19 protein-coding genes, 1 tRNA gene and 1 pseudogene are annotated in these 21,738 nt (G+C 66.0%); 8 read left to right on the forward strand and 13 right to left on the reverse strand.

Going from position 1 to position 21,738, the window contains the following annotated elements; all coding sequences use genetic code 11:
• Positions 1-207: 207 nt before the first annotated feature.
• Positions 208-1,439, forward strand: a pseudogene (locus tag E3227_RS09835) (dicarboxylate/amino acid:cation symporter).
• On the opposite strand, the gene E3227_RS09840 reads toward E3227_RS09835, so the two are convergent.
• The 3 genes from E3227_RS09840 to E3227_RS09850 all read right to left on the reverse strand — a co-directional run bounded on the left by E3227_RS09840 (position 1,436) and on the right by E3227_RS09850 (position 4,508).
• The gene (locus E3227_RS09840) at positions 1,436-1,996 is read right to left on the reverse strand and encodes a YdcF family protein (protein WP_144318326.1); all 561 of its coding nucleotides are present in this window, start codon (positions 1,994-1,996) and stop codon (positions 1,436-1,438) included. The pseudogene E3227_RS09835 and the gene E3227_RS09840 overlap by 4 nt on opposite strands.
• Positions 1,997-2,112: 116 nt before the next feature.
• Positions 2,113-3,144, reverse strand: a complete 1,032-nt coding sequence (locus E3227_RS09845) for a CNNM domain-containing protein (RefSeq protein ID WP_136651285.1) — start codon at positions 3,142-3,144, stop codon at positions 2,113-2,115.
• On the reverse strand, positions 3,141-4,508 hold the full coding sequence (locus E3227_RS09850) for a hemolysin family protein (RefSeq protein ID WP_144318327.1): 1,368 nt from the start codon (positions 4,506-4,508) through the stop codon (positions 3,141-3,143). Before E3227_RS09850 ends, E3227_RS09845 begins: the two co-directional genes overlap by 4 nt.
• A 233-nt stretch (positions 4,509-4,741) precedes the next feature.
• On the opposite strand from E3227_RS09850, the gene E3227_RS09855 reads away from it, so the two are divergent.
• Entirely contained in the window at positions 4,742-6,019 is a 1,278-nt protein-coding gene (locus E3227_RS09855) for a hypothetical protein (protein WP_144318328.1), read from the forward strand.
• A gap of 6 nt (positions 6,020-6,025) precedes the next feature.
• Here the strand turns inward: E3227_RS09855 and E3227_RS09860 are convergent, their stop codons facing one another.
• Complete coding sequence (locus E3227_RS09860) at positions 6,026-7,405, reverse strand: HNH endonuclease signature motif containing protein (RefSeq protein WP_246062677.1); 1,380 nt, start codon at positions 7,403-7,405, stop codon at positions 6,026-6,028.
• Positions 7,406-7,737: 332 nt separating this feature from the next.
• Positions 7,738-7,811 (reverse strand) — tRNA-Leu (locus E3227_RS09865).
• Between the two features lie 90 nt (positions 7,812-7,901).
• Here E3227_RS09865 and trhA point away from each other — a divergent pair.
• Genes trhA through E3227_RS09885 form a run of 4 tightly spaced genes read left to right on the forward strand, consistent with a single transcriptional unit; the run spans position 7,902 to position 11,249 of the window.
• Complete coding sequence (gene trhA / locus E3227_RS09870) at positions 7,902-8,615, forward strand: PAQR family membrane homeostasis protein TrhA (RefSeq protein WP_144318330.1); 714 nt, start codon at positions 7,902-7,904, stop codon at positions 8,613-8,615.
• 43 nt (positions 8,616-8,658) lie between these two features.
• Positions 8,659-9,558 carry an ABC transporter substrate-binding protein gene (locus E3227_RS09875; protein ID WP_144318331.1) on the forward strand — a complete coding sequence of 300 codons (900 nt, stop codon included), beginning with the start codon at positions 8,659-8,661 and terminating at the stop codon, positions 9,556-9,558.
• Positions 9,555-10,481 carry an amino acid ABC transporter permease gene (locus E3227_RS09880; RefSeq protein ID WP_144318332.1) on the forward strand — a complete coding sequence of 309 codons (927 nt, stop codon included), beginning with the start codon at positions 9,555-9,557 and terminating at the stop codon, positions 10,479-10,481. The genes E3227_RS09875 and E3227_RS09880 overlap by 4 nt, the downstream gene beginning before the upstream one ends.
• A 3-nt stretch (positions 10,482-10,484) precedes the next feature.
• Positions 10,485-11,249, forward strand: coding sequence for an amino acid ABC transporter ATP-binding protein (locus E3227_RS09885; RefSeq protein WP_144318333.1), 765 nt, complete (start codon positions 10,485-10,487; stop codon positions 11,247-11,249).
• Here the strand turns inward: E3227_RS09885 and coaD are convergent.
• The 6 genes from coaD to E3227_RS09915 are packed head-to-tail and all read right to left on the reverse strand — an operon-like array spanning position 11,246 to position 17,567.
• Positions 11,246-11,731, reverse strand: coding sequence for a pantetheine-phosphate adenylyltransferase (coaD, locus tag E3227_RS09890; RefSeq protein WP_144318334.1), 486 nt, complete (start codon positions 11,729-11,731; stop codon positions 11,246-11,248). The two genes, E3227_RS09885 and coaD, sit on opposite strands and share 4 nt — an antisense overlap.
• Complete coding sequence (locus tag E3227_RS09895; RefSeq protein WP_144318335.1) at positions 11,728-12,312, reverse strand: RsmD family RNA methyltransferase; 585 nt, start codon at positions 12,310-12,312, stop codon at positions 11,728-11,730. Before E3227_RS09895 ends, coaD begins: the two co-directional genes overlap by 4 nt.
• Positions 12,313-12,332: 20 nt before the next feature.
• On the reverse strand, positions 12,333-14,435 hold the full coding sequence (locus E3227_RS09900; RefSeq protein WP_144318336.1) for an ATP-dependent DNA helicase RecG: 2,103 nt from the start codon (positions 14,433-14,435) through the stop codon (positions 12,333-12,335).
• A 4-nt stretch (positions 14,436-14,439) separates the two neighbouring features.
• A complete protein-coding gene (locus E3227_RS09905) occupies positions 14,440-15,912 on the reverse strand; it encodes a DAK2 domain-containing protein (RefSeq protein ID WP_144318337.1) in 1,473 nt (490 codons plus the stop codon).
• A gap of 45 nt (positions 15,913-15,957) precedes the next feature.
• Positions 15,958-16,605 (reverse strand): uracil-DNA glycosylase, encoded by a 648-nt coding sequence (locus E3227_RS09910; RefSeq protein WP_144318338.1) that lies wholly within the window; start codon positions 16,603-16,605, stop codon positions 15,958-15,960.
• Complete coding sequence (locus E3227_RS09915; protein ID WP_170228665.1) at positions 16,602-17,567, reverse strand: thiamine-phosphate kinase; 966 nt, start codon at positions 17,565-17,567, stop codon at positions 16,602-16,604. The genes E3227_RS09910 and E3227_RS09915 overlap by 4 nt, the downstream gene beginning before the upstream one ends.
• A 34-nt stretch (positions 17,568-17,601) precedes the next feature.
• Between E3227_RS09915 and E3227_RS09920 the strand changes: the two genes are divergently transcribed.
• Entirely contained in the window at positions 17,602-18,537 is a 936-nt protein-coding gene (locus E3227_RS09920; RefSeq protein WP_144318340.1) for a DUF3515 domain-containing protein, read from the forward strand.
• On the opposite strand, the gene E3227_RS09925 is transcribed toward E3227_RS09920, so the two are convergent.
• Together E3227_RS09925 and E3227_RS09930 are read right to left on the reverse strand one after the other, a co-directional pair.
• Positions 18,503-19,558, reverse strand: a complete 1,056-nt coding sequence (locus tag E3227_RS09925; protein WP_144318341.1) for a D-alanine--D-alanine ligase family protein — start codon at positions 19,556-19,558, stop codon at positions 18,503-18,505. The genes E3227_RS09920 and E3227_RS09925 overlap by 35 nt on opposite strands.
• 20 nt (positions 19,559-19,578) lie before the next feature.
• The gene (locus E3227_RS09930; RefSeq protein ID WP_144318342.1) at positions 19,579-20,577 is read right to left on the reverse strand and encodes an NAD(P)H-dependent glycerol-3-phosphate dehydrogenase; all 999 of its coding nucleotides are present in this window, start codon (positions 20,575-20,577) and stop codon (positions 19,579-19,581) included.
• 120 nt (positions 20,578-20,697) lie between these two features.
• Here E3227_RS09930 and E3227_RS09935 point away from each other — a divergent pair, with 120 nt between their 5' ends.
• The gene (locus tag E3227_RS09935; protein ID WP_170228666.1) at positions 20,698-21,723 is read left to right on the forward strand and encodes an NUDIX hydrolase; all 1,026 of its coding nucleotides are present in this window, start codon (positions 20,698-20,700) and stop codon (positions 21,721-21,723) included.
• The last annotated feature ends 15 nt before the right edge of the window (positions 21,724-21,738 follow it).

Genomic DNA, 21,738 nt, shown 5'->3' on the forward strand with positions numbered 1-21,738 from the left:
CCCGTGAAAGGGGTACCGACTAGTATCGTTCAACTTAGGCGCATAGACCGATTTTTACGTTTTGTGGCCGGGAAATATGTTGGGCTTCTGAATCGTTGCGAAGTGGTGAAACAGTTTATTTGTCAGTTTCCAGTAGACCGCTTGGTTCGCTTGTATCTCATCATCGTGGAAGGAAAGCCAGTGAAGTAGTTCGGCTTCGGTGCGCAGGTGCTCACCGGCCTTGTAGTCGGCCTCATCCTCGGGTTCATCGCCCGTGCCGGGGATGTCGAGTGGCTCGGTGGGATCTTGAACTGGACCGGCTCCACGTACGTGCAGCTGTTGAAGCTTCTGATTCCGCCGCTCGTGTTCACCGCGGTGGTGACCTCCGTGGCCAACCTGCGCAAGGTGACCAACGCCGCGCGGCTCGCGGGCAGACCCTGATCTGGTTCGCCATCACCGGGTTCGTCTCGGTGCTCATCGGCATCGCGGTCGCGCTGGTCATCCGACCGGGCGCGAACTCCACGGTGGATCCTTCCGCCGCGGCCGAGCCCTCGTCGTCGGGCTTCTGGCTCGCCTTCATTAACTCGGTGGTGCCCGAGAACTTCCTCGGCATTAGCGCTGATGTGGCTAACGACGGCGAGCTCTCCATCGGGTTCAACGTCCTGCAGATCCTCGTCATCTCGCTGGCGATCGGCATCGCTGCTGTCAAAGCCGGTGCGAAGGCGAAGCCGTTCATCGCGTTTTCCGAATCCCTGCTCGAGATCATCCAGGTCGCGCTGTGGTGGGTCATCCGCCTCGCCCCGATCGGCAGCGCCGCGCTGATCGGCAACGCCGTGGCCACCTACGGCTGGGAGGCGCTCGGCTCACTCGGCATGTTCGTGCTGGCCATCTACGTCGGCCTTGCGCTGGTGATCTTCGGCTTCTACCCCGCCCTGCTCGCGCTCAACGGCCTGCCCGTCGCGGACTTCTTCAAGCGCGTGTGGCCCGTGACGACGCTCGGCTTCGTCACCCGTTCGTCCCTCGGCGTGCTTCCCGTCAACCAGCGCACGGTCGAGAAATCCATGGGCGTGCCCAGCGAGTACGCGTCCTTCGTCATGCCCTTGGCCGCCACCTCCAAGATGGACGGCTGCGCCTCGATCTACCCGGCGGTAGCGGCGATCTTCGTCAGCCAGTTCTACGGCATCCCGCTGGGTATCGCGGACTACTTCCTCATCGTGCTCACCGCGGTGCTCGGCTCCGCGGCGACGGCCGGCACGACCGGCGCCACCGTGATGCTCACGCTGACGCTGTCCACGCTGGGCCTGCCGCTCGCGGGCGTTGGCCTGCTGCTCGCCATCGAGCCGATTGTGGACATGGGGCGCACCGCCGTTAACGTCACCGGTCAATCGCTCGTTGCCACGATCGTCGCCAAGCGCGAGCAGATCATTAACCGCTCAGCCTGGGAAAAAGTCAGCGCCTAGTTCACCGTCGACGGGACCGCGAGCCACAGCGCGTTACCGGAGGCGTTGGTGTACGTGTCGATCGCGCGTGGAATGTGATTCGGAGAGGTCACGAGCACGCCGACCGGCATGACGTTGCCGGAGCTTCCGGCACTGTCCGCGGTGGCCTGGGCGTTGCCTACCGTCGAGTAGGCGGTGGTGTCAACGTGGATGCGGGCGGGGTCCACCAAGGTCCTGACTAAATAGTCGCGCATGTACTCCGCCTCCGCCTGGCAGCCGGGCTGGGTGTGCCCGCCGGTGACCACGATCGGGTTGGCGGGGTGCAGCAGCGCGACGCCACGGGCGGTGGCGAGGCGGTCATCGAGGACCGCCGGGGCCGAGCAATCAGGATTCAGGCGCGCTCCCAACACGACGATGGGGACGCGGGAGTCGGAGAGCACGGCGTGGGCCGCGGCCACACCGAGCGGCGAGGCCTTCAGGCCCGTGGCCAAGTCGTTCAAGCCCGCCGCCTGCGCGTTTGCCGGAGCGAGCGTCGCCACGCATGCCGCGGCGAGTGCCGCCGCAATCGTACGCCGCATAGTAAAGCCAGTTGCCACCTTGGGACTCCATTCTGTCGCCACTTTTGTTGACACCGATTGTCAAACCGCCGCCAGTCTAGCGGCCCGCTTGAGCCGGGGGTAGTCCTGGGTGAATATTATTCCCTTTCCGCCTGTACGCGGTCCAGCTCGGCGGCGATGCTCGGCCACAGCTGGTTGAGAACGTGGTCCCAGGTCAGGACCCCGCGCACCACTGAGCTGTCGGCGTCGTCGGTGACCACCACGACCTGTTCGTTGCGCATCCGCATCTGCTCCAACGCGTCCGAAATAGACGTCTGCGCCGGCAGCGTGAGCGCCGGGCGGGAGAACTGAGCGGCCGGCGCCTCGGGGGCGGCGCGTAGCGTGTCTCGGACGTGGACCACGCTGGGGCCGGCGTCGAGAAGCACGCGCAAGTCGCCGCTTTTCAACGCAGCGCGCTGCACGACGGCCACGGTGGCGTCGCGGGGCAGCGTCCGCGGTGCAGTAACCACCGCGCCAACGGTCTCGCGCTCGAGCTCGATGACGCCGGTAATCTGCGCGGCGGAAGCGCTATCCAGCGCGCCCGTCTCTCGCGAGTGCTGGACCAGGAGATTCAGGGTTTCGTAGTCGTAGCCGCGCGCCGCCGCGCGATCCACGGGTTCCTCCCCCGCCTTGACCACCAGGCGGTTCGCCACCCGGTTGATCCACGTCAGCAGCGGCCGGAAGATCGCGATGAACCCGCGGGCGGGGATCGCGATGAAGCGTAGCGCCGTGTCCGGGTGCGTGATCGCCCAGGACTTCGGCGCCATCTCGCCGATGACGAGGTGGATAAACGTGACCACAAACAGAGCGAGCACGAACGACACCACATCCGCCGCCGTGTACGGCAGGCCAAGTGCCGTAAACATCGGCATCATCGCGTCGTGGACCCAGGGTTTCGTGATCGCGCCGAGCGCGAAGGTGCAGACCGTGATGCCGAGCTGCGCGCCGGCGAGCATGAGCGTTAGCTCATTGAGGCTGCGCAGCGCGGCGCGTGAGGCCGCCGAGGTTTCCGCGGTCTCTTCGAGGCGGTGGCGCCTCGCCGCGAGCAGCGCGAACTCGATGATGACGAAGAACGCCGACAGCGCAATCAGCACAATTGTCGCGGGCAGGGCTATGTACCACTCGGTCACTGTTCGTCCCCTTCTTCCTCAATGAGCGTGAGCTTGACGACGCCCGGCACGTGCCTTTCCACACTTTCAACCTCAGCCCTCAAAATGCGCACCGGGGCTTCGTCCCCGTCGAGGTAGTCCTCGGGCTCCGCGGCGAGTTCGATGTCGTGTGTCTCGCCGGAATCGACGAGCCCGCCTGCCTCCGCCAGCACGAGTCCGGAGATGGTCTCGAAGTCGCCGGCGGGCAGGTCGTGGCCGATGGTGCGTTCGACCTCGTCAAGGGGCGTGTCTCCCCCGACGATCCACTGGTTCTCCCCCGCGATCGCGATGTCCTCGGATACCGGCAGGTCGTGCTCGTCGGCGACATCGCCGAGGATTTCCTCGGCCATGTCCTCCTGGGTGATGATGCCGATGAACCCGCCGTACTCGTCGATGACGCTGGCGAGCCGTTCGCCTTCGCTGCGCAGCTGGGTCACGGCGTCGGGCAGGCTCATCAGCTCTGGGACGACGACCGCCGGGCGCATCAGGGCGCTGACGGGGGTGGCGTCGGGAAGCTCGGTGCCCAGCACGTCGAGGAGGTGCAGCACACCGACGGGCACGTGCTCTTTGTCGATGATCGGGTAGCGCGTGTGGGCGCTTGCCATCAGCTCGCGCGCGTGGCCAATGGTGTCGTCGGGAGCGAGGACGTCGGCACGCGAGCGCGGGATCATGGCGTGGCCGACGTTGCGGTCAGGGAAGTCGAGCAAGCGATCGAGGATCATGAAGGTGCGGTCGTCGAGGTCGCCGCTCTCGCGCGATTGGCTGAGGATGTGGTCGAGGTCCTCGGCGGTGGCGGATGAGTCAATGTCTTCGACCGGCTCGATGCGCAGTAGCTTCAGGAAGGCGTTGGATGAGACGTCGAAAAATGTGATCAGCCAGCCGGTGAGCTTGAGGTACAGCGCGGTCGATGGCGCGAGCGCGAGCGACGACTTCATCGGCGCGGCGATGGTGTAGTTCTTGGGAAAGAGCTCGCCGAAGATCATTTGCACGATCGTCGACAAGGCCAGGGCGAGCACCGTGGCGACGCCGATGGAGACCGCCGGCGGAAAGCCCACTCCCCCGAGCAGCTTGCCCAGCGCCTCACCGACAAGCGGTTCCGCGACGAAACCGACGAGCAGGCCGGTGACCGTGATGCCGAGCTGGGCGCCGGAGAGCATGAACGACGTCCGGTCGGTGATCTTCAGCGCTTTGGCGGCCTTGGCGTCCCCGCCCTCGGCACGGGCCCGCAGTTGGGTGCGGTCGACGGACATGTAGGCGAATTCCTGGGCGACGAAGTAGCCGTTGGCCACAATGATCACGCCGATAACGAGAAGGCCAATAACCAGAGCACCGACTGCCGCTAGCACGAGCCCACCTCCCCCGCGCGTGCGGTGCGTTTACAACAGGTGGGCCGTTCAGGGGGCTCCATTCGGAGTATTAACCTCTTCTGTAGATGGGCGGCCTTGCGCATCGCTGATGGGGCCGCGTAGAGAACGATCAGCAGTGTACAGGTTTTCGGTCATGTTGGGAAGCGCTGAGCATCTCACTTAATTGAGGTGCACAATGAGTGCATCCATTGCCTACGCGTAGGAGTCCGCCAATGAATCCCCGCCTCGTCCGCGCTGCTGCCGCCGCGTTGTGCGCCCTGTCCTTGGCTTCGTGCACGGCACCGGCGCCCCCAGAAACTTCAGAAACTTCAGAAACTTCGCCCTCGCTTGCCGACGCCTATTCCAACGTCCTCGATAATCCCGAGGCGTACGAGTACAACTTGACCTCGGGCTTCGAGCCTGCGGGGACCTACTCCTACGCCCTTGCCGAGGTGACGGGCGATGATTCACCGGAGCTGCTGCTGCAGGCGGACGCGAGCGACTACTGGGCGCCTGTCACTGTGTTCAGCATGCCCGAAAGCGGGGCACTTTTTAATACCCAAGAAGTGCTGATTTCCGGAGCCGGATCCGCGGGCGGGGGCCGCGCGGCTGTTGCGTCGTCACGCTCGGGCAGCGGACTTTACCAGCTCACGTGGCAGTCAGTTGCGCAATCTGTTGATGTCGAGCGCTTTGCCGTCGAGGACCAAAGTCTGGTTTCGGCAGGCGCGAAAACGGCCGTGGCGAGCGGCGACGTCTACGCCGACGACCGGGCGGAGATCACCTGGACCCCGAGCACAGACCGCAGCGTCCTCGATGCGCTGGAAAGTGGCACGTGGGCTCCGCCGACTTCTTCGCCTACGCCGGAGGCCTCTGCCGTGGTCAAGCGCTGCGGGGCCGTCCCCGGCCAAAGCGTTTACACCGGCACCACGGAAACGTCGTGCGAGTTCGCCATTGAGGTGGCTAGGGCCGTGATTCAGAGCCACGGAGGACCGAGCTTCGCGGTTGAGGCTCGCAGCCCGATAACCAAGGCGTCCTACTCGATGAGCTGTCAGTCTTCTGGAACCGAAATCACGTGCACCGGCGGCAACAACGCAAAGGTCGTCCTTCGCGCGGGTGAAGACCCACCTGCCGAAGCGAGCGGGTTAGACGTGTACGAGGGCACTGTTGTCAGCATGAGTACTGCTGAAGTCCTAGACGGGAGGCCCGCGCCCAATAACGACAATCCGAACAACGAGTACATTGTGCTCTTGTTTGATTCGCCACAGGACGTGACGGCACAACGGCTCAGCGGGGAAAGCGACACAGAGCAGAAAGCGTTACTCGCTCTCGGGGACAAGGAGATTACTCCGTACGGCACTAGCGACGAAACCGGCCCGTGGCTCGATTACGTTGGCAAGCGCGTACGCCTAAAAGTTGATCCCACGACGATGTATTTCCCATCGGATGCGAGCCTTCCGTTGGGCGCACCTCGGGTTGGCGAGCACACGGCTTACAGCATCGAGGTGCTGTAAACATTCTTAGCCGGAGTTGGAGTCTGGGTTGGTGGTGGGTTTGTGGGGGAAGGTCATGCGGTATTCCTGCTCGAGGCGTGTCAGGGCTTCGATGCAGGTGTCGTAGTTGCCGGTGGTGTCGTAGGCGTCGAGGATTGTGTGCCCTTTCGCCAGAAACGTCGCGACGCGGTCACGCAGGACACGTCGCTGGTCGAGGCTGTGGTTCCACCGGGGGTTGTCCGCCCCGAGCTGGGTGGTGATAAACCCATCGGGCTCGGTTAAGGCGTAGGTGCCGTCAGCAAATAGCCAGACGATGTCGCCGGTGGTGGGGTCGGGAATGTAGTAGGCACGACGATCCGTTTTCACGTTGTGGTGACGTTGACACAACGAGAACAAATTCGCTGGGGTTGTGCTTCCCCCGTCGGCGTAGGGGACGCGGTGATCAAGCTGGCAGTGCTGTGCATCGCGGGTACAGCCCGGCCAGACGCAGGTGCCGTCGCGGGCAATAGCGAACGCTTTGATCCGGGCCGAGGGAACATAGCCGTCGATCTCGTGGCCGGCAACATCACCAAGGTCCACGATGCGCGAGGCGTACTGTTCGGCCACAGCACTGCCCTCAGCATCGGTCCACCCCGTACCGGGGAAAAACACTGATGCACCGTCGACGATGTCACCATCGGGGCCCAGGGGTGCGAACCCGAAAATAGTCACCGTGGGTTGTGCGGTGAGTTCACCGGTGAGGATCAGGCGTGCTGCTTCGTCTTCGGTGATGTTGTTCTCTTGTGCCACGTGTGTGCGGTATTGCCGGATCAGGGCGTGGGTGGTGTTGTCGCACTCAATTGTGGTGCCGGAGCGTGCACCGAGCTCATAGTCGTAGATGACGAACGCGTCTTGTGGGCGGGTGCGGCGTTTGCGTTTAGCCGCGTCGTAGCCCACGGTGTTGTCGAGCTGGGCGATGAGCCGTCTAAGCCGGTGCACGATTGCTTTCGGTGTCAGCAACGGTTGGTTGGGTTTCGTGGCGGTAAACACCTCCACTAGGTACGCGTCAATGTGGGCGTAGACCTCGGTGTCGACGCCGGGGCCAAGTTCCGCAATGGCGGTATCAATGCTGGCAAGGCGTTTGATGTCTAACAGTCGTGTGGTGTGTTGAATCTGGCGCAGCCCGGGCAGGTCGATCAGGCGTCGGTAGGCGAAGATGGCTTTTTCGACTGCTGCTTTGCTCTCCCCGATCGCGTGTTGGATGTGGGTGATCTCTACTTCGAAGTCGTCGACCACATGTGCCGTCTCGGCCCAGGTGGAGAAGATCTCGTATTCGATGTCGCGTTTGTGTTGGCCCAGGCGTGCCAACGTGTCGTTTGGTCGTTGTGTGCGGAAGAAATGGTCATCCCCCGTGTGCGTCGCATCCATGTGCGCCCCCCTTTCAACACCTGCCATTATAATCGCACAGGCATTCGTGTGCAATGGTTCGGGCGTGGTTGTGTGCACACTATAGTGACACACGTGTGCTAAGCGGTTACACCGCAATTGGGTCGTCGATAAGCAAAAGGGGCTTCATCCCCTCGGCGTAGAGTGGCCTCGAAAGTTCGCACTCATAGCGATCATGGCCCTCATCTTGGCTGCTCTAGCCTTCGAAACCTTCAGCGGCTCGGTGATGCCTAGCACGATTCCTAGCTCTCAAGCGCGACGGCGGTCGAATAAATCCAGCCAACCCGCGGAAAATGGCCGCTTCAACTCACAAGTGCCCCAGGTGAGACTCGAACTCACACTGGACGGGTTTTGAATCCGTTGCCTCTGCCAATTGGGCTACTGGGGCGCGGGAATAAAGCTTAGCGCAGCTGCGAGCGCTGGAGGAAATCCCCCGGGGCGAGGGGCGTCGATACGCATCTAGCGTAATAAGTAACTAATGCGTAGCCTTGCAGAGGTGACCACCATCGAGCGAACGTCTCGCGTTTTTGACCGCGGACCCCGCCCATCGACGCGCGGCTGGGCCCACCTGATTGCCGCGTTTGTGGCGTCGATAAGCTCCGCGGTGCTCATCACTTTCGCGTGGCTGACTCTGCGGCCCGTCGAGGCGCTGAGTGTGAGCGTGTACTGCGCGGGGCTGATCCTGCTGTTCGCGGTGTCGGGGCTTTACCACCGCGGCCCGTGGAAGTCTGCTGCAACAGTCCAGTGGTGGCGGCGCGCCGACCACTCCACCATCGCCATCTTCATCGCCTCGACGTACACGCCGCTGTGCATCATCCTGCTCGAGCCGCCCTACTCGACGTGGATGCTGGTCATCGCCTGGGCGGGCGCGGTGCTGGGCGTCGTGTTGAATATGGTGTGGATCAACCACCCCCGATGGCTCGACGTGCTGGTGTACATCACGCTCGGCTGGCTGGTCCTGCCCATCCTGCCCGTGCTGCGCACCGAAGCGGACATGGCCGTTATCCTTTTGCTGTTTTTTGGCGGCGTCGCGTACACGGTGGGCGCGGTGGTCTACGGGCTGAAGTGGCCAGGCCGCGAAGCCCGCTACTACGGCTACCACGAGCACTTCCATACGCTGACGATCGTCGCGGCCGCCCTACACCTGGTGGCGATCTGGATCATCGTCGTTCAGGCAGGCCAGCCCACCTAGAACCAATTGGGCAAAGCCCAGCAGCGCTGGTTATTATGCAGCAATGCGTAAGTCCTACAGTTTCGCCGCGGTCGTCGGCAGCGCCCTGCTGCTGACCTCGTGCGTGACCAACACCGAGGGCGGAAACCCCGAAGGCTGGGAGCCCGTCGAGGTGGAAGCGGTGCCAGAGATCGCCGCGATGGTGCCCGAGAGGGTCGCGGCGGACGGCAAGCTGTCGGTGGGCACGAACCCACCGTTTGCCCCCTTCGAGTTCAAAGACTCCACAGGCAACCTCATCGGCGTCGAGCTCGACCTCGGCCAGGCGTTAGCGCAGGTCATGGGCCTCGAGTTCGACCCGCAGGAAATGGATTTCTCCATGATCCTGCCCGCGGTCCAAGCCGGCAGCCTGGACGCCGGCATGTCAGGGTTCACCGATACCGAGGAGCGCCGCGAGTCCTACGACTTTGTCAACTTCCTCTACGCCGGGATCCAGTGGGCGCAGCAGCCGGGCAACGACGTCGACCCGGCGAACCCGTGCGGGCTGACCGTCGCCGTTCAGCGCACCACGGTTTCCGAAACTGACGACGTCCGCCCGAAGAGCGACGCCTGCGTCACAGAAGGAGACGACCCGATCACCGTTTTGTCCTTCGACACCTCCGACAACGCTGCGCTCGCCGCGCTGACAGGCCGTGCCGACGCATTCAGCGCCGACTCCCCCGTCACCGCCTGGGCCGTCGAGCGTTCCGACGGCGATCTGGAGCTGGTGGGCGACATGTTCGACGCGGCCCCCTACGGCATCGCGGTGAACAAGGGCTCCGAGCTCGGCCCCGCGCTGGCCGCCGCGATGCAGCACCTCATCGACACCGGGGAGTATGCCCGCATCCTCGGGCAATGGAACATCGACTCAGGCCTACTCGACGAAGCGCTGATTAACGAACAGCCCCAGCAAGGAGCAGCACAATGACAACTACACGACCCGAGCGCATCGAGGCCAAGCCCCTGCGCCACCCCGGGCGCTGGATTTTGGCGGCCATCATCATCGCGTTGGCGGTGTGGTTCCTCATCGGCGCGGCCCGCAACGACGCCTACGGCTGGGACACCTACTTCCGCTACCTGTTTGACACCCGCATCGCCGTCGCCGCGCTGCACACCCTGGCGATCACGATTTTCGCGATGGTGCTCGGCGTGATCGGCGGCGTGATCCTCGCGGTCATGCGGATGTCCCCCAACCCGGTGTTCAAAACGGTGTCCTGGGTGTTCCTCTGGATCTTCCGCGGCACCCCGGTCTACGTCCAGCTCATCTTCTGGGGGTTGATCGGCTCGATCTATGACACCATCAACCTCGGTGTCGCCGAGATTCCGCTGGAGCCGTTTACTTCTTCGGCGTTCTTGCTCGCCGTCGTCGGCCTGGCGCTCAACGAGGCCACCTACATGGCCGAGATCGTCCGCTCTGGCGTCTCCTCGGTGCCCGAGGGGCAGATCGAGGCCTCCAAGGCGCTGGGCATGAGCTGGTCGCAGACGATGACGCGCACGGTTCTGCCGCAGGCAATGCGCATCATCATCCCGCCGACGGGCAACGAGTTCATCTCGCTGCTGAAAACGTCTTCGCTCGTCGTCGCGGTGCCCTATTCTTTGGAGCTCTACGGTCGCTCCATGGACATCGCCGCCGCGCTGTTCGAGCCGGTGCCCATGTTGCTCGTCGCCGCGACCTGGTACCTGGCGATTACCTCGGTCCTCATGGTCGGCCAGCACTACCTGGAGAAGTACTTCGACCGCGGCGCGAAACGCCAGCTCACCGCCCGCCAGCTGGCCACGCTTGCCGACGCCGAGGGCACCATCCCGGCCAACGTTCAGCTTGTCGACGCCCCCGAGCCCAAAGGACGCTAACTTATGACTACTCCCATGATTCAGGCCGAGAACGTCTGGAAGTCCTTCGGCAGCCTTGACGTGCTCAAAGGCATCGACCTCACCGTCGAACCCGGCTCCGTAACCTGTCTGATTGGCCCCTCCGGCTCCGGCAAGTCGACGTTCTTGCGCTGCGTCAACCACCTAGAAAAGGTCACCGCGGGTCGCCTCTACGTCGACGGCGAGCTCATCGGCTACCGCGAGCGCGGCGGCACCCTGTACGAAATGTCCGAGCGCGACGCCGCGAAGCAGCGCCGCGAGATCGGCATGGTGTTCCAGCAGTTCAACCTGTTTGGCCACCGCACCGTGCTCGACAACATCATGGAGGCGCCGATCCACGTCAAGGGCGTGCCCGCCGCCAAGGCGAAGGAGCGCGCGCTCGAGCTGCTCGCGATGGTGGGCCTCGAGTCCAAAGCAACCGCGTACCCGATCCAGCTTTCCGGTGGCCAGCAGCAGCGCGTCGCCATCGCGCGGGCGGTGGCCATGGAGCCCAAGCTCATGCTTTTCGACGAGCCCACCTCCGCGCTCGATCCCGAGCTCGTCGGCGAGGTCCTCGGCGTGATGAAGGAGCTTGCTCATAGCGGCATGACCATGCTCGTGGTCACCCACGAGATGAATTTTGCCCGCGAGGTCGCCGACCACGTCGCGTTCATGGCGGATGGGCGGATCGTGGAGTACGGCACTCCCGCCGAGGTGCTGGACAACCCGCAGCAAGGCCGCACGCAGGCGTTTTTGTCAACGCTTTTCTAGGCACCCTGGCGGTACTTTTCCTTCATCGCCGCCAGCGCGACGTCGGGCACGAGCCCGGTGACGTCGCCGCCGTACTTGACAACCTCCTTGCACAGCGAGGAGGAGGTGTAGCCGAACTTCTCGTCGGTGAGCAGGAAGTACGTGTCCACCCCGGAGAGCCTGCGGTTCATCTGCGCCATCGGCAGCTCGTACTCGTAGTCCAGCGAGGAGCGCAGGCCCTTAACCAGGGCGGTGATGTGGTGGGCGGTGGTGTAGTCGACCAGCAGCCCGCCCCAGAAATCGACGCGGATGTTGGGGACGTCGGCAAGCACCTGCTCGATCAGCTCAACGCGCTCGTGGACGGTAAAGAGACCGGAGGTTTTCGCGGGGTTGCCGGTGACGAGGACGACGACCTCGTCGAAGTGGCGCGCGGCGCGGGTGAAGATGTCAACGTGGCCGTTGGTCACCGGGTCGAACGAGCCTGGGCACAATGCTGTGGTCATGGGGTGGGGTCCTTTCGGGGGCTGGTGTAGACGGCCATATCCATACGCGCGATGCCGTACAGGCGCTTCTTCAGCTTCTGGGTCGTCGGGGTAAACGCCTCTGGCCAGGCGGTTTCCGGGCTTTCGCGGTGGCGCTCGACGACGACCACGGCGCCGTCGACAAGCGCGGGCTCAAGGGCTGCGAGCATCTCGGCGACGGACTCGTCCGCGAGGTCATAGGGCGGGTCGGCAAGCACCATGGAGAAGTGGTTGCGCGGCGCCCGGGCCAAATAGGTGGACGCCTTGACCGGCTCGACGTGCACGTTCGGGTGGCCGACGACGGAGGCGTTGAACTCGATGACCTTGACCGCGCGCGGGTCGTTCTCGACGAGCACGACCTCCGCCGCACCGCGCGAGGCGGCCTCGAGGCCCAGCGCGCCCGAGCCGGCGAACAGGTCAAGCACCGTCTGGTCGATCAAACCAAAGCGCACCTGCAGGGAGGAGAACAGACCCTCGCGCGCGCGATCGGAGGTCGGGCGCGTCCCCTCAGGCGGTACCTTAATTTCGCGCCCGCGCGCCTCGCCGGAAATGATGCGGTTCATGCACCCCACCTTAACCGGTGTCAGCTTTTGTCCAGATATTCCCACTCCTCCGGCACCGTGGACATCAGCGCCTCCATCGCTGCGCGCGCCAGCTGCGGGTGCTGCTCGACGAAGCGCTCGGCGTCGTCGTAGGCGCGCTGCACGATGTCGTAGTCGTCCACCAGGTTGATCAGCCGCAGCGTGCGGTGGCTGCCGGACTGGTTCACGCCCAGGATGTCGCCCTCCTGTCGGGTGCGCAGGTCGAGCTCCGCGAGAGCGAAGCCGTCGGTGGTGGCAGCGACCTGGCAGACGCGCTCGAACGCCGGGGACTCCTCCTCGGCAAGCGTGTGGAACAAACACAGCGACTGATTGCCGCCGCGGCCAACGCGCCCGCGCAGCTGGTGGAGCTGGCTCACACCGAAGTGCTCCGACTCGCGCACCATCATCACGGTCGCGTTGGGCACGTCCACGCCCACCTCGATGACCGTGGTGGACACCAGCACGTCGATCGCCCCGGCGGCGAAATCCTTCATCACCGCGTCCTTGTCCTCGCCCTTCATCCTGCCGTGGAGAACGCCGACCTCGAGGTCGGCGAACTCGGTGGCTGAGAGCATCGCGGCGGTGATGAGCACGCCGCCGTCGCCGTCGATACGCGGGCAGACAATATAAGCTTGGCGCCCGGCCTGGGCCTCCTCACGGATCTTCTCCCAGCCGCGCTCCACCCACGCGGACTTGAACTGCGGGACGACGGAGGACTGGATCGGTTTGCGCCCGCCGGGCAACTCGCGCAGGGTGGAGATTTCCAAGTCACCGAAAACGGTGATCGCCATGGTGCGCGGGATCGGGGTGGCCGTCATCACCAGCACGTGCGGCGGGTGCTCCCCGCCCTTGGCCCGCAGCGCGTCTCGCTGCTCGACGCCGAAACGGTGCTGCTCGTCAACCACCACGAGGCCGAGGCGGAAAAACTCCACGCCCTCCTGGATCAGCGCGTGGGTGCCCACCACGATGTCGGCCTGGCCGGAGACGATGTTGAGCATCGCTTCCTGGCGCTGCGCGGCGGTCATCGACCCCGTCAGCGCCACAACGCTCGTGGTCAGGCCGGCGCGCAGCACGGTTTCCTGCAGCGAGCGCGCGTGTTGCATAGTCAGCACCTCCGTGGGCGCGAGCAGGGCGCACTGGGAGCCGTTATCCGCCGCCTGGAGCATCGCCAGCAGGCTGACGATGGTTTTGCCGGAGCCGACCTCGCCCTGGAGCAGCCGGCTCATCGGGCGCGGCCGCGACATGTCCGCGGTGATGTCGGCCAGTACCTGTTTTTGCCCGTCGGTCAGGGGAAACGGCAGGTTGCCCAGCAGCTGGTCGAACTGCCCGCCGCGCACCGGGGGCAGCGCGGTCGCGTCCTCGAGCAGGCGATCCGCGCGGCGCACCGCCATCACCAGCGCGATGCCGCTCGCCTCCTCGTACTTCAACCGGCGACGCGCCGCGTCCGGGCCGGCCGGGCCGGGCTCGTGGATCTCCCGGATCGCCTTGTTCAGCGACGAGTAACCGATCGGGGTAAAGCCCAGCGGCTCCTCGACCTTCGGCAGCGTTTTGAGCACCGCGTGCACCGCGCCCATGATGGTCCACGTGCTCACCTTCGACGTCGCCGGGTACAGTGGCAGCCACTCGCGGCCGGAGAGGATCTCCTCCAAGTCGCCAAAGTGGGACAGCTGCTTGAGTGCCCCGGTTGCCTGGGTGGGGCCGTCGAGAAGCACGAAGTCCGGGTGCTGGAGCTGGGGCGCCGAGCGGAAGAAGCTGAGCTTGCCGGTGAGCATGACTCGCTTGCCTTCGGTCAGCGCGCGCATGGCGAAGCGGGAGCCGAAAAAGGTCGCGCCGATGCGGTAGCGGCCGTCGTCGACGGTGATTTTGTAGATCGGCTTGCCCTCGCGCGGGATGAAATGGGTATCAATGACGCGGCCGATGATGCTGATCGTGTCGCCCTCGCGCGTGCCTTCGAGCTCGCTGCCCGCGCCGTAGTGCAGGTACTTGCGCGGGTAGTGGCGCAGCAGGTCGCCGCAGGATTCGATGCCGAGGTGCTTGTGCAGGGCGCGGGCCTGTTTTAAGGGAATGACCAAGTTAAGCGGCCGCGGATCGATGGTCCCCAACACTGCGCTACTCCACCCCGATCTCCGCTATCGCACCCAAGCTATCGGCCGGGTAAATGCGCACCTCCGCGCCCAGCGTGGTGGACAGCAGGTCGTGGTCGAGCGAGGGGATCTCCACCGGGTCGTAGAGCACGGAGATCAGTTCCCCGCCGCCCTCGAGCAGGTGCGCGCAGGCCTCGGCGACCGCGTCCTCGGGCGCGCCGCTGGCGTGCTCGACCACGGCCGTGCGCATCTCCTCGGCCGCCTCCGCCATCGTCTCCGCCGCGACATCCATGTCGAGGGCGGCGTCGTGTACTGCAAGCGCCGCGATGCCCGTGACCAGGCGCACGGTCGGCAGCGCCGTGAAGTGTTCGACGGTTTCGCTCGCCGCCTTAACGCTCGCCACACCCACGTCGCTCATCAGCCCGTTGGGCAGGAAGATGACCTCGCGCGGGCGGGCCTCAGCAACCGCCGCGAGGGCAGCCTCGACGGTGGCGGCCTCGTCTCCTTCTGGGGCGATGGTCGTGGCCCCGGCCTCGGAGTACAGCTGGGTGAGCGAGCCCGGCGGGGTGATCGCCACGATAAGGCGATCGGTGGGCGCGGGATTTTCGATTTCGGGCAGGACCTCAAGGCGCAGGTCGGATACCTCGCCAAGGGCGAAGCTCGCCTCGATCAAGGCCCCGGCGTTGACGGAGTGGACGTGGACTTTTGCCTCGGTGTCGCTCGCGCGGGCGATGAGGAGGCTGTCACCCCCGGCGTCGACAAGCGTGCGCTCAAGCTCGTCGACGGGTCCGGAGAACATGAACATGATCTCGAGATACGCGGGGGCGCCGTGGCCCTCCTCGGCGACCGGCACGGGAGCTTCGCGGGCTTCCTCACCCGTGACCTCGGCGAGCAGCTCGTCGAGCAGGATCACCAGCCCGGTGCCGCCGGCGTCCACGACACCGGCATCGCGCAGGGCCGCGAGCTGCGACGGCGTGCGCTCCAGCGCCTCGCGCGCGGCCACCGCCGCCGCCTCGACCACCGTGTCCAGGGGTTGGCCCTGGGCGTCGTGGGCGGCGTCCGCGGCGGCGCGCAGCACGGTGACCACCGTGCCCTCCACCGGATCGGCGATCGCGCGGTCGACGAAGTCCACGCCGGAGCTCAGCGCCTGGGCCACCACGTCGCCGGTAACTTCCCCGCGGCCCACGGATTGGGCAACACCCCTGATCACCTGGGAGAGCACGACACCGGAGTTGCCGCGCGCCCCGCGCATGCTGCCCACCGCCAGCGCCTCGGCCACTTCGGTCATCGAGGCCGACTCGTCGAGCTTCGCGGCCTCGCGCACGGCCTCGGCCATCGTGTGCGCCATGTTAGAGCCGGTGTCCGCGTCCGGGACAGGGAAGACGTTGAGCTGGTTGATCTCCACGCGTCGGCGATCAAGTTCGGATGCCGAGCGCTGAGCCCACGACAGGAGGTGGGCGCCGTCGAACATTGGCTCGAGCGCGGGTGGGTTAGCCATGGGACCCGAGTTTACCCCGGCGCCGATTAACCGCGCGAGGCACTCTCACCACGACCAGTCAACCGGGTCCGCACCCTGGCTGACCAGCAGCTCGTTCGCGCGGGAAAACGGCCGGGATCCGAAGAACCCGCGGCTGGCCGATAGCGGCGAGGGGTGCGCCGACTCGATCCTCGGGGTCTCGCCCAAGAAACGCGCGGCGCTCTGGGCGTCTCGGCCCCACAGAATGGCCACGAGCGGGGTGTGGCGGGCGGCGAGCGCCCGGATCGCCGCCTCCGTCACCGCCTCCCAGCCCTTGCCGCGGTGCGACGCCGGGGAGCCCGGGCGCACGGTGAGCACCCTGTTGAGCAGCAGGATGCCCTGGGAGGCCCAGCTGCTCAAGTCCCCGTCGGGGCGCGGGGCGATCCCGAGGTCGTCGTGGAGCTCTTTGTAGATGTTGACCAGCGAGCGCGGCGGGGCGACCCCGGGCTGGGTGGAAAAGCTCAACCCCATGGGGTGTCCGGGAGTCGGATACGGGTCTTGGCCGAGGATGAGCACGCGGACTTCATCGAAAGGATCCGCGAACGCGCGTAGGATGTCGTTGCCGCGCGGCAGGTACTCGCGCTCGGCGCGCAGGAAATCGCCCATCGCGTGGATCTGCTCGGCCACGGGCGCGAGAGGCTCCTGCCACGAGGCGTGGACGGGCAGGCGCGTCATGAGAAGCTCTCCCATCCTTGGCTGTACGCCGGGGTGGAGCCGTCGACAAGCACGCCCGCTCCCTTGCGAACCTCGCCGACGGTGCGAAAGCCTACCGGCGCGGAGCCGTCGATCGTGCCGAGCAGCGTGTGGTCCTCGCCGCCGCTGAGCACCCACTGCCACGGGTCGACGCCGAGCAGCTCGCCCGCGGCGATTTGCAGCTCGTCCGGCGCGATCGCCGCGGAATCGAGGTCGATGAGGACCTTGGAGCGCTCCGCGAGCGTGCCGACGTCATGCACCAGCCCGTCGGAGTTGTCCGTCATCGCGGTCGCCCCCGCCGCACGCGCGATCATGCCGCGCCCCGGGGTCAGCTCGGGCGCCTGGTAGGCGTGCACCAAGGGGTGCAGGTGCTCCGGGATCTCCGTGCCGGATTGCAGCAGCGCAAGCCCGGCGGCGGAGTAGCCGATCTTGCCGTGGGCGACGAGGCGCTGGCCCGCGCGCGCCCGGGCGAGCTCCAGGGCGGGCAGGCTGCCTCCGAGCGAGCCCACCGCGGAGATCGACAGCACGAGCGAGGCGCCGCTGGTGACGTCCCCGCCGACGAGCTCGGAGGTGTACTCGCCCACCTTCGACTGGATCCCCGCGGCGAACTGACGCACCACCTCAAGCGGCAGCTCGGGCGGGGCGGAAAACGCCAGCACCGCCGCGATCGGTCGCGCCCCCATGGCCTCGATGTCGGCGAAGTTCTGCACCACGGCCTTGCGCCCCACCGCGAACGGCGTGGTCAGCTCGGGGGCGAAGTGGCGGCCCTGAACCAGCATGTCGGTGGTGACCACGACGCGGGAGTTCGGCACTGGCGGGGTCAGCACGGCGGCGTCGTCACCGTTAAAGGGCGACGGCGCCTCGCCGAGGATCGCGCGGATGACCTCGTGCTCACCCACCTCCCCCAGCGTCGGGCCGGTGGCGGGAAAGCCTGTCTCAATCACGGGTGACGTGCGCCTTTCGTTAGACTGCCTAATCATGAGCAAGGATTCCGCTACCCCGATTCCCAAGCCATTCATCGTTATCAGCCTGGTCCTCGCGGTGGCGCTGATCGTCGGAGTCCTCGCCGGAGCCAAAGTCTACTTCAACCGCGTTGCGCTAACGCCGGTGTCCATGCCCGAACTGCCCTCGCCGCTGGCCGATTCGCCGGAGTGCACCTCGCTTCTCGACGCCCTCCCCACCACGCTCATGGGCCACAGGCGCGCCGAGATCGCCGAGCCGGCACCCCCGGGTGCCGCGGCGTGGCAGTCGTCGTCCACCGAGCGTGTCACGCTGCGCTGCGGGGTGGACATTCCGCTGCAGTACACCGAGTACACCCCGACGTTCGAGGCCGGCGGGGCGCAGTGGATGCGCATCGACGATCCCATCGCCGGCTCAAACCTGACCACGTGGTACACCACCGACCGCTCCCCCGTCGTCGCCGTCACGGCGAACGGCGGTACCGGCGACGCCGCACGCGCGCTTGCCGACGTTAACGCCGCTGCGTTGCCGGAGGCGACCCATACTCCCGCCCCCGCCCCGCTTTCGCAGCTAGCCGATGGCCCCGCCACCGAAGCGGGTACCTGCGACGCACTGCTATCCGCCCTGCCGCAGTCTCCCGCCGAGGGGTACACGCGCCTCAACGTCGAGCAGGAACGCACCGTGGCCTGGCAGGCTGAGGGCAAAGAGCCGATTCTTCTGCGCTGCAATGTCGCTCCACCGGAGAACTACGAGCCCGGCCTGCAGCTCTACCAGATCAACGGGGTGACCTGGTTCGAGGACACCCAGCTCGCGGGCAACCCCGGGGCGTCGACCTGGTTCGCGCTCGGCCGCGACACCGTGCTCGCCGTGCACCTGCCGCAGGGCGAAGGCAACTCCGCGGTGACCGCGCTGTCGGAGGCTATCGAGTCGTCCGTGCCAGGGCGGTCTGAATAAGGGTGTGCAGTAGCTCGGGGTAGCTCACCCCCGAGGCCTTCCACACCTGCGGGTACATCGAGATCGGGGTGAAGCCCGGCATGGTGTTGATCTCATTGAGCACCGGCCCGCGCTCGGTGAGGAAGAAGTCCACCCGCGATAGCCCGCGGCAGCCGAGTGTGCGAAACGCCGTGATGGCGAGCGAGCGAATCTGCTGCGTGACTTCCTCGCTGTACGGCGCGGGGATGGTGGCTGTCACGCCCTCGTCGAGGTACTTCGTTTCAAAGCCGTAGAAGCCTTCCTCGCCGTCCTCGGTGCCGTTGAGCGTGGCGGGCACGGAGGCCTCGACGCGGCCGTCCGGGTACTCGAGCACGCCGACTTCCACCTCGTCGCCGACGAGCTCCGCTTCGACAATCGCCTTGGTGTCGGACTCGAGCGCCGTAGCGATCGCGTCGTCTAGCTCGGCCCAGTCGCTGACCTTGGACACCCCGATCGACGAACCGCCGCGGGCGGGTTTGACGAATACGGGCAGGCCGAGGCGCTGCTTGGTGGCGTCGTCAAGCGACTCGCCGCGACGCACGATGACCTCGTCGGTCACCGCGATACCCGCAGAGGAGACGAGCCGCTTGGTGTATTCCTTGTCCATCGCGCACGCGGAGGCGAGCACGCCCGGACCGACGTAGGGCAGGCCCGAGAGCTCGAAGAAGCCTTGGATCGTGCCGTCTTCGCCGTACATGCCGTGCAGCACGGGGAAGGCGACGTCGACGACCTCGAGGACCTCGCCCGTCGCGACGTCCGAAATCGTGCCGCGGCGCTGCGGTGTGGCGGTTAGAACCACTTCGCGGCCCGGCGCGACCTCGGGCAGCGTCGCGCCGCCGACAGGGTCGATTCTGCCGGTGACCCACGCGCCCTCGCGGGTGATGCCGATGGGGACGATCTCGTAGGTCTCCTTCGGCAGCTGCGCCATAATTGCCCCGGCGGAGATGCAGGAGATGGAGTGCTCGGTGGAGCGGCCACCGTAAATTACTGCTACACGAATCACGTGTCGAAGCCTACAAGGCGTTACTCGGATTTCTTCGAGCGACCCATCAGCGCCACGATGACGTCTGAGACCCCTGCTCCCTCGTGGCACACCGCGCGCACCGCGGTGGTAATCGGCATGTCCACGCCCGCTTTGGCGGCGAGCTGGTAGATCGACTGCGAGGAGATCACACCCTCGGCGACCTGCCCCTTGGTCGCCGCCTTGGCCTCCTCCAGGCTCGCCCCCGCGCTCAGCGCCGCGCCGAAGGTGCGGTTGCGCGACAGCGGGGACGTGCACGTGGCCACCAGATCGCCCATTCCCGCGAGTCCCGCAAACGTGCGCGGGTCGGCGCCGAGCTCGAGGCCGAGGCGCGTGATTTCCGCCAGCCCGCGGGTGATCAGCGTCGCCTGCGTGTTGCTGCCCAGGTTCAGGCCCGCGGCCATGCCGCAGGCGAGCGCGATGACGTTCTTGCAGGCCCCGCCGAACTCCGCGCCGACGACGTCGGTGTTGGTGTACGGGCGCATGTAGCGCGTAGAGCACGCCGCCTGGATTAGCTTCGCGCGGTTGAGGTTGGTGCACGCGATCACCGTGGCCGCGGGTTGCTCCTCGGCCACTTCGCGGGCCAGGTTGGGCCCGGTGAGCACGGCGATGCGCTCCTCGTTGGCCCCAGTGATCTCCGCGATGATCTGGGACATCCGCAGATACGTCCCCTGCTCGATACCCTTGGAGATGGACACTAGGGTGGCGTCGGCAGGAAGCAGCGGCTGCCAGGCCGAGAGGTTCTCGCGCATCGTCTGGCTCGGGACGGCGAAGACGACGATGTCGGCACCGTCGAGCGCTTCGGCGGCATCGGCGGTGGCCACGAGCGCTTCCGGGAGCGTGATGTCAGGCAGGTAGTCGGCGTTGACGTGATCGGCGCTAATCGAACTCGCTAGCTCCGCGCGCCTCGCCCACAGGGTGACCGCGTTGCCGGCGTCGGCGAACACCTTCGCCAAAGCCGTGCCCCACGAGCCCGCGCCCATGACAGCTACGTTGACCATCGCTCCCTCGCTTTCTCCAAGTTGTTGATATCGCCCCCGGGGCATGTACCGACTAAGATTAGCCGGATGTGTCGGCGGGGTGAGTTCGCACTCCCGCAAAGTGTGCGCCACAATGTGTCCATGGCATCTAGGGCGACAATGCACGAGACAGACAAGGACGACCGCGGGGAGATGTTCCTCACCGGCCGCCACCAGGAGATCCCGCGCCACCCCGAGCGCGAGTTCGACAAGACCACCCTGGCCGCGGGCGCTGTGCTGTGGCGCGGCACCCTCCCGGAGCCGGGCGAGGGCTCCACCCTGGACGGTGTCGAGGTCGCCTGCATCCACCGCCCACATTACGACGACTGGTCGCTGGCCAAGGGCAAGGTCGACCCCGGTGAGTCGCTGGTGGCCACCGCCGTGCGCGAGATCAAGGAAGAGACCGGCTACGACATCCGCTTGGGCAAGCTTTTGGGCAAGACCATCTACCCGGTGAAGAACACCACCAAGGTGGTCTACTACTGGACGGGCGAGGTCACCGGCGGCGAGTTCACGCCCAACAGCGAGGTCGATGAGATCCGCTGGCTGCCCCTCGATGAGGCCAAGGAGCTGCTCACCTACGACCTGGACCGCCAGGTGCTCCAGAAGGCGGAGAAGCGCTTCCGCCTGCCCGCGACCTCACGGATCTTGTACGTGCGCCACGGCCGCGCCCACGACCGCGAGAAGTGGAGTGGCGACGACAACTTGCGCCCGCTGGACAAAAAGGGCCGCCACCAGTCCGAGATGCTGGTGCCCATGCTCGCCCCGTTTAACCCGCAGCGCATCTTCTCCGCCGAGCCCGACCGCTGCCAGACCACCGTCGCCCCGCTTGCCGACGAGCTCACGCTCGACGTCGAGGTCAACGAGCTGTTCGGTGAGCTCGCCTGGGCCGAGAACCAGGTGGCCTGCAAGCAGGCCTTCGCGGACGTCATCGCGCTCGGCGGGGTCAGCGTCATCTGCTCCCAGGGCGGGATCATGCCGGACATCATCGCCTGGCTCTCCGACACCGGCAGGCTGCCTATCGACGGCCCCATCAACGTCAAGAAGGGCGGCGTATGGGTGTTGTCGTTTAGCGGCGACGACCTCACCGGCGCCGACTACATCCCCTCGGCCCTGCCGGTGCGCTAGGGCCTGAGGTTCTAT

Source organism: Corynebacterium sanguinis (assembly GCF_007641235.1).
Lineage (GTDB): Bacteria > Actinomycetota > Actinomycetes > Mycobacteriales > Mycobacteriaceae > Corynebacterium > Corynebacterium sanguinis.